Here is a 14,961-nt window from a genome sequence, read left to right on the forward strand (position 1 = left end):
TGATATTCATCATTTATACCTCTTTTTTCATGCCCGCAGGGCATGGGAGGCGCACTGCGCCGGAAACCCCCGCAGCGCAGCGAGGACGATAAAAGCGTTACGGCTTCAGCCGTAATAAATCCCCTCTCTGCCAGGCCGGTTTTTGGTCGTTCCGGCAGCACCGGCGTTAATGCGCGTCGGGCCCGCCCGGCTGAGCGGGCTGTGTGGCGCTTCAGCGGCGCACAGGGCGTGATTTGTCCGGGTGTTGGGGAAAGGGGCGCTTGCGGCCCCTTGAACCTACAGGCGCGATTCTGTGAACTTACAGATTGGTCTTTGCTATCTGACACTGGCGATAGAAACCGTAGACGGGTTAGCGAAGTGGGCAGACGATTCGGCCTGTGGGCGGAGAGCCGAAGGGAGCCTGATTAGCAGGACTTTTCAGCCAGTTCAGCCCGCAGTTTGCTGTTATCAGATTCCAGAGAAGCTATTCGATTTCTGGCCTTTTCCAGCTCTTCAGACAACACGGCCACCGGAGACAAGTCACCCTGCCCGTTATCCATATCAGCGACAAAATCCTCCCGAAATGCCAGGATTGCCGCATCCAGAGCATTTTCAAGCTCAACCACTTTCGACGGGAGTGGTACACGCTCAGTCAGGCATTGTGCCAGCTCAACGGCGATTTTTGCTGCCTCCCTGGCAGGGGTCTTCACATCATCGATGCGTGGCAACAATTGATAATCAGGATGCTCTTTCAGTAGCAGTAAAAGCATATATGTTTCGCTGACTGATACGCGATTCGTATTCTGTTCTTTATCCTGCCAGGAGCGAAGGGATAGCCCGAACAAAGCAGCCATTTCTTTTTGTGTGTAGTTCAGAAACGCCCGCGCGCGCTGCGCCAGTTCGCCTCTGTAATCAGCTTTCAGATCCATGTTCCTGAGACTCCTTTAGAAAACGAATAAATTCGCGCGTCAGTTTTGGTAACGGAAAGTCGCTTACCCGGATAAAGTCGCCAACGTTAAGGAAAAATTCCTGATTAAGTACCTCGATACGTTCCTCTTTCGCCCCGGACGCCCGTTCTGCTTTTGTCGGGTTCGTCCTGTCCAGCACCAGGTACTGAAGCCGGTACATGATACCGTCACTCTGCACCGCCAGCGTCTGAGTAATCCGGGACGTTTCGCCCCGACGCCTCGCAAAAAACAGATCTTTCATATTCTCACGTTCCTGAAGCAGAGCACCCAAACAGTAAGCCGTGGGGGCATCCCCCCACGGCCTGCTGTCAGCGCTCCAGCGTTGATAAAAATCCAATGACCTTGATTAGCTGGTCTTTGCTGAGATTGTCCAGCTTAAGCCGGTATGCTTCGCCGTACATCTCGCACACATCCCCACTAATACCTCCGGGGGTTTTGATATGACACAGCACATCATAGTAACTACTATAGTTTTGCACTTCGACCAGCTGCCCGACCAGGTTAATAAGAATCCGCCGATCATCCTTAATTTTTTGCGCTCCGGCGCGGTCAGCTTCGAAATACGCGATTTGCTTTTCAGCATCAGGCAAAATTTTACGGCGGATATCCTGAGCAATTCCCCACGGTTCACGCATTGGGGACACCGTACAGGCGGAGTAACCGCCAGAACTACGCCCAGACCGGACACCGCCGATCAAATGAATTCGGCCTTTCTCAAAACGTGCGCCAATGGAGTAATGACGTAAGGCCGGGTTTACCAGGTTTATCCAGTATGTATCTTCGGTACGTCTGTCGATCTTCCAGCCCTCGCCCAGGAACGAACAAACCCGGTTAAAAACGGCTTCATAACGGGCAAAAAAGGTTTTTTCCATATTATCCCCCTGCAACTTTAAAGGGGAGGGCTTATGCCCCCCCATGGCATCAGGCGCGGCGCTCTACAGATTTGCGCCCATCAGCTTTACGCTGGCCGTTAGTGCCATACATTTCACGGATTTCATCCATTGAATGCTCTTTACGGTTGCGGATGCATTTATGTTCTTCCGGGCGATAAAACCACTGTTTTTTTTGTGACGCCCATTTACACCCTAATGCTTTTAATGCTTCTTTATGCGTCCTGGTTTCGCCAGAGATCCAGACCCAATTACCAATAACCTCAAAAATAATATCAGGGAGATTGTTTAATTCTGTTAAGACTCGCTCCAGCTCTTCGCCATAGTTATAACGTGCATTATCATCAGTTGACTGGTATTGATTAACTTTTTCGAAATTACCCATCAAAAAATCAAATGCCGCATTAACTGCTTTCATAATTTCCGCAGCAATCGGATTATCTTTGTTACGGTCAGGATGATGTTTAAGTGAGGCTTTTTTGTAGGCTTTCTTTATTTCCTCTTTGGTTAATTCACCAGACAAACCAAAAACATTTAATGCTTCCTGAATATTCATTACTAACTCCTGGCCGTTCGGCCTTAAGGGAAAGCACCGCGCTTTCCATGTGAATAATATTACACGTTATAACGTGTTTTATCAAGAATAAATTTATAATTAACGCTTCTTTTTTTATGCCCGAAGGGCATGGGAGGCACGGAGTGCCGGAGACTCCCGCAGCGAAGCGAGGACGAAAAAAGCGTTACGGCTTAAGCCGTTACATTCCCACCCCTGCAAAGCAAAAATCAGCCAAAAGCGATTCAGTGGCTTCTATACGCTGTCGGAGTGGTCACGACAAGGCGAAGCCGCAGTCGGGGCGTATCTCCGCGTTAGCGGGCCGTAAGGGCCGCTTACGTGCGTGTATTGGGGTCAGTTTGGATCTAGAAAATTATTGTACGGTAAGCCTGTTTTTTGCACAGGCTTACCTGTAGCCATGGTTTAGTACTACTAACACATGCCAGGCGATTTTCAGCCTGACGGAGATCACCGGTTTTTCGTTCAGGATAAAATTGTGTACCTCTCATTTTTTCCTGATTTATAAGATAGAAAAGTAATTAATGAACACAGAACAACACCTGTAATTGCTGTTTTATCATGAAAAAGGTTAAATAAAGCAAAAAGAGTCATCACAAAATAACAGGGTGTAAATATATATTTATACATAAATACCTCTTCTCCGGTAACTAATAACCATCTTTAGTTAATTCTGCTAATTATAACAGTTTAAAGTATTTTATTGATGGTCAGTCTAAAAAAAAGAATAAAGTACGCTAACGGCCACATTAAAAACGAACTGATTTTAGCGCCGGATACATTTGCAAGAGTGTTGTAGAGGGGATGCCACTCAATCAGTCGTCTTAAAACAATCCTGTTCAGGATAAAACCACATGCAAAATAGGCGATAAAGGGGATTATTCCCGGAAACCAGCTCAGTCTGGAACTGAGAACAAGGAGTATTATCATCAAAACCAGCAAAGAAACATAAATCCCAACCGACTTTCTGAGCGAAATGTAACTACCTGCTTTCTGAATTTCAACTTCTGACATTTGATCACCTTCAATATTCCGTTAAAAGTGGACTGATTTTATGCATCAATTCATAAGAAAACCTTGATCTGGAATATGCCCGCAGGGCATGGGAAGCGACAAATTCAGTTAAATGTCATGCGGTGGCTAAACGTCGCTGATACCCGGCGTAGCCGGTGCGATCTTTGATAGATCCTTTGCGCCAACCCCCTTCCTGCCAGACGTGTTTAATGAGGCGTAAGCCGAATGCGGGCTAAAAGCGATGTAGTGGCTGGATGGTCGGAGACGAAAGAAATGTTCAGCGATAGATATATGTCACGAATGCGGAATATCCTTGATGTCTACTGCCCGGCTTGCCGGGTGCTACCTCTAGGTCGCTTGCGACCGTTGCGAACCGGCGCGGCCAGTGGCCGCTGCAAGGGCGTTCATATTTCAGATTAAGCACCCAGGCCGACAGGCTGGGGGGCGCGCCTATCACCTTTATTTATAAAGGTCTGTTAGTTTAGAAATAAACAACGAATTTAACCTACAAATGACCAGCATTACCGAATTTAACCGTATATATATGCAGCGATGCGAATTTAATTGATTGCAGAGTATACAAATCACCGGTTGGTGTCAGAAAGAGGGAGATAACGCAGGGGCTGAAGGGGATGAATAAAGTAAAAATAAGGGGGATTTCTGACGCGCAGGCAGCAGAAAGACCGCCAGCGGCGGTTAGGGTTGGTTTTTATGTGCAGGGAACCCGGACTTATCAGGAACCGACAGGAGGTATCAATTCAACCAGATATCGCCAGTACGCCTCTCCATTTGCAACGCTCAGTTCTGGCCGGTTCTGCCTTGCTGTGTTTTCCAGAGCGTAAGAGGTGGCCGTTGGCTGCTGCGCTTTCCAGGCTGCATAAAGTTTCCAGTAACGCCTTTCTTCTTTAGCTGGCGCAGCACTCAATGCCTCTTCTGTTTTAATAAGGTGCTGTTCGAGGTCAGAAACAATGCGCTTCTTCTCGTCCTGCTGCTGGGCATCTTCGCCCAGCACATGGCGCTTAATCTTCTTCAACAGATTTTTCAGCGAATGCTTGTCCGTAATATCAGCAACGTTACTACGGGCCAGGCGCTTGAGATGTTCGGAATAGCGGTCTCTGTAGGTTTCCCTGAGTCCTTTACGCTCCAGCCAGCGCCGGAACTTGTTGACGATTTCACGCAGTTCTGCAACGCTAAATCCCAGCCCCGCGAAAAACTCAGGCTTTATCCAGATGCGCATTGCTTTTTGCTGACGGCTGTCCGGGTCCAGGCCTTTTAGTACAACGATAATTCCTGCGTCTTCCCAATCCTTCAGAGCCTTATATACCGGGTCGCAGGTTTTCCGGCCGGTGGCAGCATCCACATGCAGCTGGCCGGTCTGCTGTGCCAGTTGTTCAGTGCTGCACATGACCTCAAAAAGATGGTCACTGTCCGGGTTGTAATCGCAGTTAGCCATCAGGGCCGTTCCCAGGGCATCATAAGTTTCCCTTCGTTCTGAACGTACAGAAATGCGCTGGTTACGTTTACGGCGGAGTGCATAGATAAGGGGGTTTCGGTTCCAGTCGTGCCGATCAAGAGCAGCAGAGAAACGCTTTGCGGCTACCGTATTGGGAAGTTTCCCGGCGAACAGCGGTATGTGATGCCGGTGAATTTTTGATGATCGTACAACTCCATCGGATGGAATGGAGAAGAGAGCCTGTTCAGTCACCACCGCCTACACTTATGACGGTATAGGGGGGTTGTGTAAGGTTACGCATTTGCTATAATCCTTTGCAGGCACCGAGCCTGCTTTTGGCCCCCTGAATATCTGAATCTACCCGTCAAAGTTGAGCAGATTTCAGGGGGTTTTTGCATTCAGGAGTCAGGCACTGGCCTTTCCCCCATCCCTGGACGCTATTACCGGGAACGTCCCACCCGCACGAATTCACAAAACTTCGCTAATCTATCACGCAGCGGAAAGGGGATCAAACGATCCCGAAAAGATCCCGAAAAACACCGTTAAATTTATTCAGTTATATCAGTCAATTAGTCTTATTTTTCCTGAACATGCGGAATAGTGAGACTGATACAATCCCGCTTAAAGCCTTTGATAACCAGCCTCTTTCTGGTGTCGGATTGTCAGGATAACAACGCTGTCCGTCAGGTCATCGAAACGATAGAGCATCACATATCCGCTGCTTCCAAATTCGGCCACCAGTTCCTGGTATTCCAGCGGAAGGTGCTCCACCGGACGCCCGATATCAGGTGACGTTTCCAACTGGCGAATGCCCCGGATAAGGGTTTCAGCCGCTTTCTTTGCCGCCAGTGCATTTTTCTTTTTCAAAAAGCCCTGCAGACGCTGCAAATCCCGACGGGCCAGCACTGAAATAATCACTTGTGGCATACGGGGGGATCCTGATCATGCCCGGAACCCCAGGACTCCAGCCATTTTACCGTTTCATCAGCTGTTATATGCTGCCCGGTTTCTTCATATTCCCGCCATGAAGCCTCCGCATCCTTTCGATACCGGCTGCGTTTCTCTTCCCTGACAACATATTCGTCTATGGCTTCAATCATCAACGCATGTGAAGAACTGCGCCGGTCATCAGCCAGTGTTTTTAGCCGCTCTTTTATCTCCGGCTCAAGGCGTAACGTTGTGGTCTGGCGATTATCTGTCATTTCACCCTCACAGAATACCAATGGTGTCACCAGACATACTAATGCAGTTTAAGAGTCTGGTGAAAGTGATAGCTGTACATTGAAAGCAGATTATATTGATCCAGATCATGTCTTAAGCAGTTAGAATTAAAAAATAACAATCGAGAACGACCACCTGAGAGTGAAATTTGATGCCCCATTCCGCAGTTAACACTTCGAACACCACAAAAATATCTCGCCAGGTTCTGCACTTTTTTGAACAAAGTCTGGAACCCTGGGGGGTGAAAGATATACACAGTCGCTTTATCTATGTGAATCAGGCATATATTGATTATCTTGAGATAAAACAGGATATCGGGAACCTGAGCTATGAAGCCGTGACCGCGTTCGCTTCATTTAGTGAGAGTTTGATCGCTCACGATCAGAAGGTGATACAGACAGGCCAGCGCCTTGAAGCTATAGGTACACTACTCGTTGGTAATGAATACCGCTCGTTTATCTTTGAAAAATATCCATTTTTGGATAAGGACGGGGCGGTAACGGGCACTGTTGTACACCTGAAACCCTTTGAACACATCTCAATAGAGTACTTCCTTGAAAAACCATTCTATGGAGAGGCTACTTTTACCCCTCCTGAAGCTTTCACAGACCGGGAGTGGGATGTTTTATTTCTGCTTTTCAGAGGCTCGGACAGGAAGCAAATAGCTGAAAAACTAGGGCTTTCTGAAAATACCATCAGGAATATAATTTCCCGAATTTTCATTCTGACAAGAACCTCGTCCAGAAACATGTTACTGGAAAAGGGGTTGAAGTCCGGCTGGCACCTGTATGTTCCCCCCAGATTTGTGTCTGTAGGATATAACATGCTTTTTGAAGAGGATCGGTAATTTTACTCTCTTAACCGATAGAATGAAATAGTACAATTTGTACCGGTACAGTCTGTCCCCATGACAAAGTAAACCAAACCTTTAAACTACCCCCTATTGAGTACAGCAAGGAGCGATTGCGATTTCCATATCGATGCGGCGCTCAGGCAGGCCGCCAGTCGCTACCTGAAGGAACGATGTACTGGCAGTATCGATCGACGTCAACGATCGATAACAGTAGATTGAACAGTTTTATGGATTGGACTCAAAGGAAGATAACCACAATAATCATGTTGTTTATCTTTACTCATATGCTGGAAGATATTTTGTGTTTCCCTTTATGGGGATAACGCGGGGCATTAGCTATGACATAGATTTAATGTGGGATAAGTGAATAAATTGAATTTCCCCCACACACGCTCTTTAAAAACACATTAGCGGTAATCGCAAAGGCCATGCGTAAGGGGGATTATACATTTGGCTGCGTATGAAAGACGTACCGCGCCCAATAAGGGTAACATTTCATTTTTCTTTCATCTATGCGTCTTGGTAAAGCGACCAGACAGCTCACTGATATCTTTAATCACCTTTATGGCGAGTTCAAGCTCTGCTTTAACAGAATCAAGTTTACGTACTGCATCGAAATCTGAATTTTTATCAGGATCATTTCGATTTTGATAGAGCTTTACTATTAAGAAAGCCACATCATCTTCTTCTGTATAAAAATAAGGCACTGGATATCTTAGGGCCTTCGCAATCCTTACCACCAGATTGTACGGTGGCTGAGAACGCCCCACCTCATAACTAGAAATTAAGGAACTGGGATTTTTTCCTTCAACACCAACAATAGATGACAACTCTGCTTGTGTTAGACCACTGCTTTCACGAGCTTCTTTCAGTCTCTTAGGCACCATTTTTAATCTGTTCCACAAGTATTTCCTTCCTGCAAGGCTACAAGGCGAAGCGCCCCCACTGATCCACAATAAATGGATTATTGAATTTGTGGACTAACGAGTATATGATTCATCCACACCAACACTAGGGTGTTTTGCTCTTTAAGAAAACAGAAGCGGTCATTGCCGGAGGCTCATACATAAGGAGGAACCCGGACACTGGCATAAGGGGCCTGACCTCAAACAGGCAACGTGAGAGCGACGTACCGCGCCTGTAAACAGGTAACAAACTCAACTTCTAATATTCATCCCCTTTTATCGTTAAGCCGACTGCCCCTCATGCAATCCCCTTTGCAGCTGCGCGTCCGCGCACAGTCGGCTTAATCATGAATGGAGAGTTAGCAATGACCATGCGTAAGGTTCGTGAAAAACAATGTAAGAAAAGGCTGGCTACCGTTTCGCGTCTTTCCAGAAAGCGCGTGGATCGTGTTGGTTCCGCCATCAAAGCTAACTGGACAATGAGGGAAGAACCTGATTTTGTCCGGGAACTTCGAGAAGAAAGGCAATGTATTCGCGCGGAGATAACGACAATCACAATTCATGCATTGGGTTTAAGAGATACCGATGCATCCCTGATGATTAATGAACGCCGAAAACGCCTTAAGGCAATTGATAAAAAACTACCAGACCGATGGAAATGAAATGTATACCGAAAAAACTGACATAAAATCCCTGACAGAATACGTCATGAGAAAACACAAACCAAAGCAAGTTATCACAACACCCGATAATGGAATTAATCCACGTGATAATAACACTCACCTCATTTATGAAATAGGCGGAGACAGCAATACAAGAGTACTGACTCGTGTCGGAGAGGCCAGGCAAAACGGTAACGACGGCGATTTTATTATGTGTATTTACCCTCAGTATTCTGTTTCTGGTGAATTGGTGTTAGTTAAGAAATCCCAAAACACCAGGAGCTAACAATGAATATAGTCTCAACATTTGTAACACATATTACGACATTGGTTGAATCAGGGGTGGCAAGTAATGCAGCAAAAATAGCGCAAGCTATATCACCCGTTTTTATTGTCGCAATAGGGGTCTACGTCGCCATCAAGATATTTCAGATATCATTTTCACCAAACAGCGACTTAATAATGAAGGAGATTATTGTAACTATCGTACAACTTTCTGCTGTATCAGTGTTTACCTATTCCGCACCTTATTACAGCCAGTATGTCATTCCATTTGTTATGCATTCAGGGCAAGATATATCAAATGCATTAACTGGCAATAGTGACACAGCTAATAGTGTTGATAATCTATGGCAGTCCTTAAGTTCCACTATGGATTCATTCATTACTTTAAGAACAGACCAGTTGTCATGGGATGATCTCGGAGGATATATCGGAGCATACTTAATTTATCTTGTGGGTTACGGTAGTGGGATTATCTTAATTTACTACTCAACAATATTCCTTACGGTATCAACCTTCATGGTTGGGATATTGTTATCAGTTGGCATTCTTTTCATATGCTTCTCCGTGTTTCCCACAACGAGAGCGATGTTTACCTCATGGTGTGGTAGTTGTTTGAACTATATATTGCTAAATGTATTTTACACAATATCATTTTCTTTTGTAATTGATCTAATAAAAGAAAATGCGATTTCAGATGCATCAAATTCTTCACTCTTCGCAGTCATAACACTATTACTCATTACCGCCATTTCTGTTTTCCTTATTGAGCAAATTGGTACGCTTTGTTCATCCCTAACAGGTGGAGTTGGCATTAACGGTTTAACGGCAGCGGCCAGCGGAATCGGCGGGAAAGCGCTTGGTGTGGCAGCAAAAGCTTCTGGACTCCGGGCATTCATGGGAGGCTTTGGTAGCAAAATGGGTAATCCGGCAAGGCAAGCAGGACGAAATATGGCATCTCGCATTCAGCAAATGGCGTCCAGAGGACAGAAAATCAAAGGAGGTTAATGTGAAAAAAATAATTGTATCAGGACTCATACTGGCGACGTTCTGCGCCAGTCCGGTTTATGCCATTATTCCGGTGACGGATGCGGCATCTATTGCCAAAACCGTACAGGAAGGGCTAACCCGCGCAAAAGAAGCCGCCTCGAATCTTGAGCAACTGAAACGACAGTATGACCAGATAAAACAGCAGTACGAACAGGAGGTTCAATATGCCAAAGACCAGAAAGCCAGGCTGGAAGGTTTCACCGATTTCAGGGGAGGGTTTGATACGGCATCCAGCTACCTTAAAGATTCTCTCTCTGACGTCACCAGCAGCTCCAAAACTGACCTGAGCGGACTGCGTAACGAATACGGCCTGACCAGTACCGACAGCACAGCACAGGCGCGTTACGATGGCATACTCCAGAAGATTAAGTTTTACGACAGCTTCAATACACAGATACGCCAGCGCGCCGACAGACTGACTTCCCTGCAAAAGTCATTTTCTGAGGCGACCACTCCACAGAAAAAGACGGATGTAGCGAATCAGCTAAGTGCAGAGCAAATGACGATGGACATGCAGATAAAACAGTACGATATTGCTGAAAGGCAAATGGAAGCCACAGAAAAAGCCTCATATGAGAAACGCAGGCATGATATTATGCGCGAAATGTTCAAACACTAAAGGTAATTTAGATGAAGAAAATGTTTTTATGCATTATGCTGATTGGTCTATCTGGCTGTAATGATAAAGTATATGACACATCATACTATTCTTCCCACATGGACGAAGCAAAAAAGGTTTCCGAAAAATGCAAAAATGGGGAAATCACTGATGACAACTGCAAGAATGCAAACGCAGCCTTATATAAAGAAAAAAGGAAGCAAATTATGTCTGAAATGTTCAGGCATTAAAACTACTCAGTAAGAACAAGCTTACATAATCTGCAAAAAAGAGCGTCGCTAAAGCTAACGCTCTTTTAAACTTTTAACCCCGTCAATCGGAAAAATGCAATGGTTTTATCAGCCAGTGCATTAGCCTTGCTGTTTCTCCAGTGCGCCCCCTCCGTTTCACCTGACACACTCAACCCTCTTATTCAAACTGAATCAGGTGGAAACCCTTACGCCGTTGCTAATGTGACGGGTAAAACCAGCCGATTCTTTAGCGATAAAGATTCAGCCATTATGTATGTCGATAAACTGGCAAAAGAGGGTAAGAACTACAGCGCAGGGTTAATGCAAATCAACAGTGCCAATTTCAGCGCGTATCACATTGACAATCGTTCTGTCTTTGATCCATGCATAAACATTAAAACAGGAGCGAAAATCCTGTCAGAAAACTACCATAAACAAAAGGAGAGTGACGAACAGAAGAACCTGAGACAATCTTTATCTCTTTATTATTCTGGCAATACAAAAACCGGATTTAAAAAAGAAAAAAACTTTAACAACACAAGTTATGTTGAGCGCGTCGAAAAAAAAGCTTATGACGTTCCCGCATTAAGACCATCCAGCACACACGCGGCTGAAACAAAACCTAATTCCCTTACTACTGAGTCATGGGATGTTTTCGGAGACTTTAATAAATGATGAAAGAAATGAACCCCTATAAAAATATTTTTATCGTTGGTGTTATGGCTGTTTTATTTTCCGCTAACGCTTTTGCCGGTGGTGGATTATCCGCTGGCTCTACTGCCTTGCAGACATTCCTGACGTGGTTATTTGGTATCGTATGTACAGCGTCCTCCATCCATTTTATCTATGTATTAATCATGATCAAGGTGGGTACAAAAGGATGGGGAGAGGCGCTTATCTCTCTTGGTGGTGCAGCCATTGCCGGTGCTGCACTTGTCGCAACCCAATGGGCACAGGCAATTTTCCAGTAAATCATACGGAGGGGTTCGCCCCTCCATTTATTAAGGAGGCAGTATGGAAAATCTACCGGATGAATCCAGCGCATATATCACTTATAACGGCCTTAACCGCCCGGCCATGCTGTGGGGGGTACCTCTGATTATTTTTTTCTGTGGGTTGGTTTCTATCGTGGCTTTCGGTATACCAGGAATTTTTTACCTCGGCCTGAAAGGTGTAATTATCCCGTCAATAATATTTCTTTTTTTGTTTGCAATTCGGGTTGTCTGTGAAATTGACCCAAACGCCATAACGCTCATTGCGTTTAAGATTCGGGGATTTCTGTTAAAGCTAAAACATAAAAATGGTGTTATTCGCTTTTCATCGATTCGATCATGAATACAAAATATGGAACGCACGTTATGAACGTCATACCCCTCAAACCAGAGAGTAAAGATTTAAAGAAAAAACTTAAAGCACTAAACAAAATAGCCTTTTCAGTAGATGCCGCCGAACGGAGGTTACCTTCCCCACGAGCGATGCTTGCTGCACTGGAAGCCACTGGATGGTTAGTTATTTATTCTCTTGCGATCTTTGCAATCAGGCACTCCGTATCTTCAACAACCCAAATGAATTTTGGGGTTGCAATTGTGGCCTGGTTCATACTGGTCTGGTGCATAGCCTTTGTTGTTGCATATCCGCTCCAGTTCGTGGGAAGAAGAACTGGATACACTCCTATTCCTTTACGAACCAGTTAACAAAGAGGCATACGTAAAGTTACAGGCTCAATGTGGTGATCGTGCCATCCTCCATTACGAGGACATTGGGGCATGGGCTGTAATAGAAAGGCGACGGGTACTCTAAGGGATTAAGGGCAAAAAAACACTCAAGTTCTTTAAAAGGTGAATGTAGCTATGAATAAAAAGAACAGCAACACTCAAGTTGCTGAAGCATATCCTGATTATCGTTTCCATGTATCTGATTCTGTCATTAACACTTCTGATAAAAAGATGCTGGGAACATTATTTATTGATGGCATGGCTTTCGAAAGCGAATCGGACAGCATAATTGAAAATGCATTTAATGACCTGAAAACCTACCTTGTAGCAGTAGGAAAAGAGGGGGATATATCGTTATGGTCGCACCTTATAAAAGAAAGAGTGCTGCTTGATGACGAATACCATTTTAATAACGACTTCCTGAGAAGATTCACAAAAAAATATCTCGCTACTTTTGTAGGAGAGAGATTCTTCAAATGCTCCTACTACCTTACATTTGGTCTGCCATATTCAAATGTTAATGCCGGAATTGAACGACTTGAAGACATTCTCGTTCAGGCTGAAAAGTTACTTAAACCGTTTAATGCAACAACCTTAGGGGTTGAAGGTGATTACATCAGCGAACCTGCCGACTACTTTTCTCTGCTGCTGAATAAAAGACACAATAAAATACCGTTATCAGGGAATCCGTTATCAGAATCCATATCGGATTCAGAATGGATATTTGGTAACGATGTTCTGGAATTGCGGAACAATGAAGCAGATAACAAAATTTTCGCTACAAACTATGTCGTGAAAGATTTTCCAATACTGACCGTTCCCGGCCAGTGGGATTTTTTGTTAAAGCTGCCGTATGAGTTCATCGTTACACAATCCTTTATCTTTCAGTCGCCAGGCCGGACTATCAAAGCGATTGATGCACAACTTAATAAGCTCAACTCCACAAATGACGCAGCACTGACACAGATAGAGGAACTTGAGCTTGGAAAAGAGGTTGTGACAAGTGGTGAAGGGCTATTTGGTTCCTATCACTGCGTTATGACCGTGTTTGGCGATACCCCGGAGGATGCAAGACGTAACGGCGTGAAGGTATCCGGCGAGTTCATCACAACAGGTAAAGGTTTCCGTTTTATCCGTGCAACCGGGGGGGCAACGCCAGAAGTCTTCTTCAGCCACCTGCCATTATCCAGGAAGCGTCCGCTGCATACACAACGCACCGTTGCCAATCTGGCTTGCACGTTCTCGATGCACAACTATTCAACGGGGAAAAAGAACGGAAATCCCATTGGAGACGGAACGGCCATTATGCCCCTGAAGACAGTGGCTGATGGACTCTACTATTACAACACCCATTACTCTGACCCCCTGAAAAACGTCACAGGGAAACCCATGGCCGGACATTTGCTGCTGCTGGGGGCTTCCGAAACGGGGAAAACAACGTTTGAAGGAACGTCTGCCGGTTTTCTCCAGCGATTTAATCCCTGCATGTTTGTGGTTGATTTCAACCGAAGCACTGAGCTGTTCGTTCGCGGCTACGGTGGAAGCTATTTCGCCCTGAAAGCCGGGGAATATACCGGGCTTAACCCCTGGCAGCTTGCTGATGCAGATGATCCAGTCATCGGACAACAGCTAATCGCCTTTCTCCGGGAATGGGTAAAAACGCTCGCATACGATAATCAGGGGAACCCACCAACAGATAAGGAGGCAAAAGAGTTAAGCAGGGCAGTCGGCATGATAATGAAGCTGCCACGCGAAACACGACGAACCGGAAAATTGCTTGAATATATCACTCCGGCTTCTGACCTGTATGAACGGGTATCAAAATGGTGTGATGATGGAGACTATGCATGGGCGGTGGACTCTCCCAATAATACCTTTGATCCACTGGACAAAACGAACCGCAAGGTTGGTTTTGATACCACGGTGATATTGAAGAAAGTGAATGACATGATTCACCCGGCCTGCCAGCCCACGCTTGCCATTCTGTTTTTCTTTAAAGATTTGATGCAGCGAGACGGCGAACTGATGCTCTCAATTATTGAGGAATTCTGGATGCCGGCAAACTTCCCACTGACGCAGGAGCTGATCCTTTCCTCACTGAAAGCAGGCCGTATGCGTGGGGAAATGATGTGGCTCACCAGTCAGTCTCCGGAAGATGCCATTAACTGCAAAATATTTGCTGCTCTGGTTCAGCAAACCACAACGAAGGTATTTTTGCCCAATCCGGATGCGGAGTGGGATGGATACAAAAAGGTTGGTCTGACAGAAAAGGAATTTCGCAAACTTAAGGCATTGCGAAAAGATTCACGCACCATGCTGGTTAAACAATCCGGTTCGAGTTGCTTTGTCAAAATGGATTTATACGGATTCGATGAATTCTTACCCGTCATTTCCGGTACGTCAAAAGGGCTGGCTCTGTTTGACAGAATGAAAGACGAAATGAGCATTAAAAATCCCGACATCTGGATTCCTGAATTTATTAAAAGGGTCAACAACGATGATTAAAGCCATAACATTATTAGCCGGAGTTCTGTTTCTTTCGGCATGTT

Annotated in this window: 20 protein-coding genes; 11 read left to right on the forward strand and 9 right to left on the reverse strand. The window is 45.3% G+C overall.

Translation table 11 applies throughout. The features are described 5' to 3' along the window. Positions 1 to 404: 404 nt before the first annotated feature. From GSQ70_RS12060 to GSQ70_RS12095, 8 genes are all read right to left on the reverse strand, one after another. Positions 405 to 908: a hypothetical protein gene (locus GSQ70_RS12060; protein ID WP_158782769.1), complete on the reverse strand. Its 504-nt coding sequence runs from the start codon at positions 906 to 908 to the stop codon at positions 405 to 407. Then, a complete protein-coding gene (locus GSQ70_RS12065) occupies positions 892 to 1,188 on the reverse strand; it encodes a hypothetical protein (protein WP_158782770.1) in 297 nt (98 codons plus the stop codon). Before GSQ70_RS12065 ends, GSQ70_RS12060 begins: the two co-directional genes overlap by 17 nt. Positions 1,189 to 1,255: 67 nt before the next feature. Then, on the reverse strand, positions 1,256 to 1,819 hold the full coding sequence (locus GSQ70_RS12070; RefSeq protein ID WP_158782771.1) for a hypothetical protein: 564 nt from the start codon (positions 1,817 to 1,819) through the stop codon (positions 1,256 to 1,258). A 49-nt stretch (positions 1,820 to 1,868) separates the two neighbouring features. Then, a complete protein-coding gene (locus GSQ70_RS12075) occupies positions 1,869 to 2,393 on the reverse strand; it encodes a J domain-containing protein (RefSeq protein WP_158782772.1) in 525 nt (174 codons plus the stop codon). 705 nt (positions 2,394 to 3,098) lie between these two features. After that, complete coding sequence (locus tag GSQ70_RS12080) at positions 3,099 to 3,422, reverse strand: hypothetical protein (protein WP_158782773.1); 324 nt, start codon at positions 3,420 to 3,422, stop codon at positions 3,099 to 3,101. A gap of 733 nt (positions 3,423 to 4,155) precedes the next feature. Continuing rightward, the gene (locus GSQ70_RS12085; RefSeq protein WP_158782774.1) at positions 4,156 to 5,130 is read right to left on the reverse strand and encodes a hypothetical protein; all 975 of its coding nucleotides are present in this window, start codon (positions 5,128 to 5,130) and stop codon (positions 4,156 to 4,158) included. Between the two features lie 366 nt (positions 5,131 to 5,496). Continuing rightward, the gene (locus tag GSQ70_RS12090) at positions 5,497 to 5,802 is read right to left on the reverse strand and encodes a type II toxin-antitoxin system RelE/ParE family toxin (RefSeq protein WP_158782775.1); all 306 of its coding nucleotides are present in this window, start codon (positions 5,800 to 5,802) and stop codon (positions 5,497 to 5,499) included. After that, positions 5,790 to 6,077, reverse strand: a complete 288-nt coding sequence (locus GSQ70_RS12095; RefSeq protein WP_158782776.1) for a CopG family ribbon-helix-helix protein — start codon at positions 6,075 to 6,077, stop codon at positions 5,790 to 5,792. Before GSQ70_RS12095 ends, GSQ70_RS12090 begins: the two co-directional genes overlap by 13 nt. Positions 6,078 to 6,247: 170 nt before the next feature. Here GSQ70_RS12095 and GSQ70_RS12100 point away from each other — a divergent pair, with 170 nt between their 5' ends. Continuing rightward, a complete protein-coding gene (locus tag GSQ70_RS12100) occupies positions 6,248 to 6,943 on the forward strand; it encodes a PAS and helix-turn-helix domain-containing protein (protein ID WP_255455410.1) in 696 nt (231 codons plus the stop codon). Between the two features lie 512 nt (positions 6,944 to 7,455). Here the strand turns inward: GSQ70_RS12100 and GSQ70_RS12105 are convergent. Beyond that, entirely contained in the window at positions 7,456 to 7,854 is a 399-nt protein-coding gene (locus GSQ70_RS12105) for a helix-turn-helix domain-containing protein (RefSeq protein WP_158782778.1), read from the reverse strand. Positions 7,855 to 8,219: 365 nt separating this feature from the next. On the opposite strand from GSQ70_RS12105, the gene GSQ70_RS12110 reads away from it, so the two are divergent. The 10 genes from GSQ70_RS12110 (at position 8,220) to GSQ70_RS12155 (ending at position 14,917) form a co-directional block, all read left to right on the forward strand. Beyond that, a complete protein-coding gene (locus GSQ70_RS12110) occupies positions 8,220 to 8,516 on the forward strand; it encodes a hypothetical protein (protein ID WP_158782779.1) in 297 nt (98 codons plus the stop codon). A 1-nt stretch (position 8,517) separates the two neighbouring features. Next, on the forward strand, positions 8,518 to 8,802 hold the full coding sequence (locus GSQ70_RS12115) for a hypothetical protein (protein WP_158782780.1): 285 nt from the start codon (positions 8,518 to 8,520) through the stop codon (positions 8,800 to 8,802). Positions 8,803 to 8,804: 2 nt separating this feature from the next. Then, complete coding sequence (locus GSQ70_RS12120; protein WP_158782781.1) at positions 8,805 to 9,806, forward strand: type IV secretion system protein; 1,002 nt, start codon at positions 8,805 to 8,807, stop codon at positions 9,804 to 9,806. 10 nt (positions 9,807 to 9,816) lie between these two features. Next, positions 9,817 to 10,467, forward strand: coding sequence for a type IV secretion system protein (locus tag GSQ70_RS12125; protein ID WP_370521111.1), 651 nt, complete (start codon positions 9,817 to 9,819; stop codon positions 10,465 to 10,467). Between the two features lie 11 nt (positions 10,468 to 10,478). Continuing rightward, positions 10,479 to 10,697 carry an EexN family lipoprotein gene (locus tag GSQ70_RS12130; RefSeq protein WP_158782783.1) on the forward strand — a complete coding sequence of 73 codons (219 nt, stop codon included), beginning with the start codon at positions 10,479 to 10,481 and terminating at the stop codon, positions 10,695 to 10,697. Between the two features lie 99 nt (positions 10,698 to 10,796). After that, positions 10,797 to 11,372, forward strand: coding sequence for a lytic transglycosylase domain-containing protein (locus GSQ70_RS12135; RefSeq protein WP_158782784.1), 576 nt, complete (start codon positions 10,797 to 10,799; stop codon positions 11,370 to 11,372). Next, the gene (locus GSQ70_RS12140; protein WP_158782785.1) at positions 11,369 to 11,668 is read left to right on the forward strand and encodes a hypothetical protein; all 300 of its coding nucleotides are present in this window, start codon (positions 11,369 to 11,371) and stop codon (positions 11,666 to 11,668) included. Before GSQ70_RS12135 ends, GSQ70_RS12140 begins: the two co-directional genes overlap by 4 nt. Before the next feature lie 43 nt (positions 11,669 to 11,711). Continuing rightward, complete coding sequence (locus tag GSQ70_RS12145; RefSeq protein ID WP_158782786.1) at positions 11,712 to 12,032, forward strand: VirB3 family type IV secretion system protein; 321 nt, start codon at positions 11,712 to 11,714, stop codon at positions 12,030 to 12,032. A 23-nt stretch (positions 12,033 to 12,055) separates the two neighbouring features. Next, on the forward strand, positions 12,056 to 12,391 hold the full coding sequence (locus GSQ70_RS12150) for a hypothetical protein (RefSeq protein ID WP_158782787.1): 336 nt from the start codon (positions 12,056 to 12,058) through the stop codon (positions 12,389 to 12,391). 156 nt (positions 12,392 to 12,547) lie between these two features. Further along, positions 12,548 to 14,917 carry a conjugal transfer protein gene (locus GSQ70_RS12155; protein ID WP_158782788.1) on the forward strand — a complete coding sequence of 790 codons (2,370 nt, stop codon included), beginning with the start codon at positions 12,548 to 12,550 and terminating at the stop codon, positions 14,915 to 14,917. The last annotated feature ends 44 nt before the right edge of the window (positions 14,918 to 14,961 follow it).

The sequence above is a fragment of the Pantoea sp. BAV 3049 genome (assembly GCF_009765445.1).
Lineage (GTDB): Bacteria > Pseudomonadota > Gammaproteobacteria > Enterobacterales > Enterobacteriaceae > Erwinia.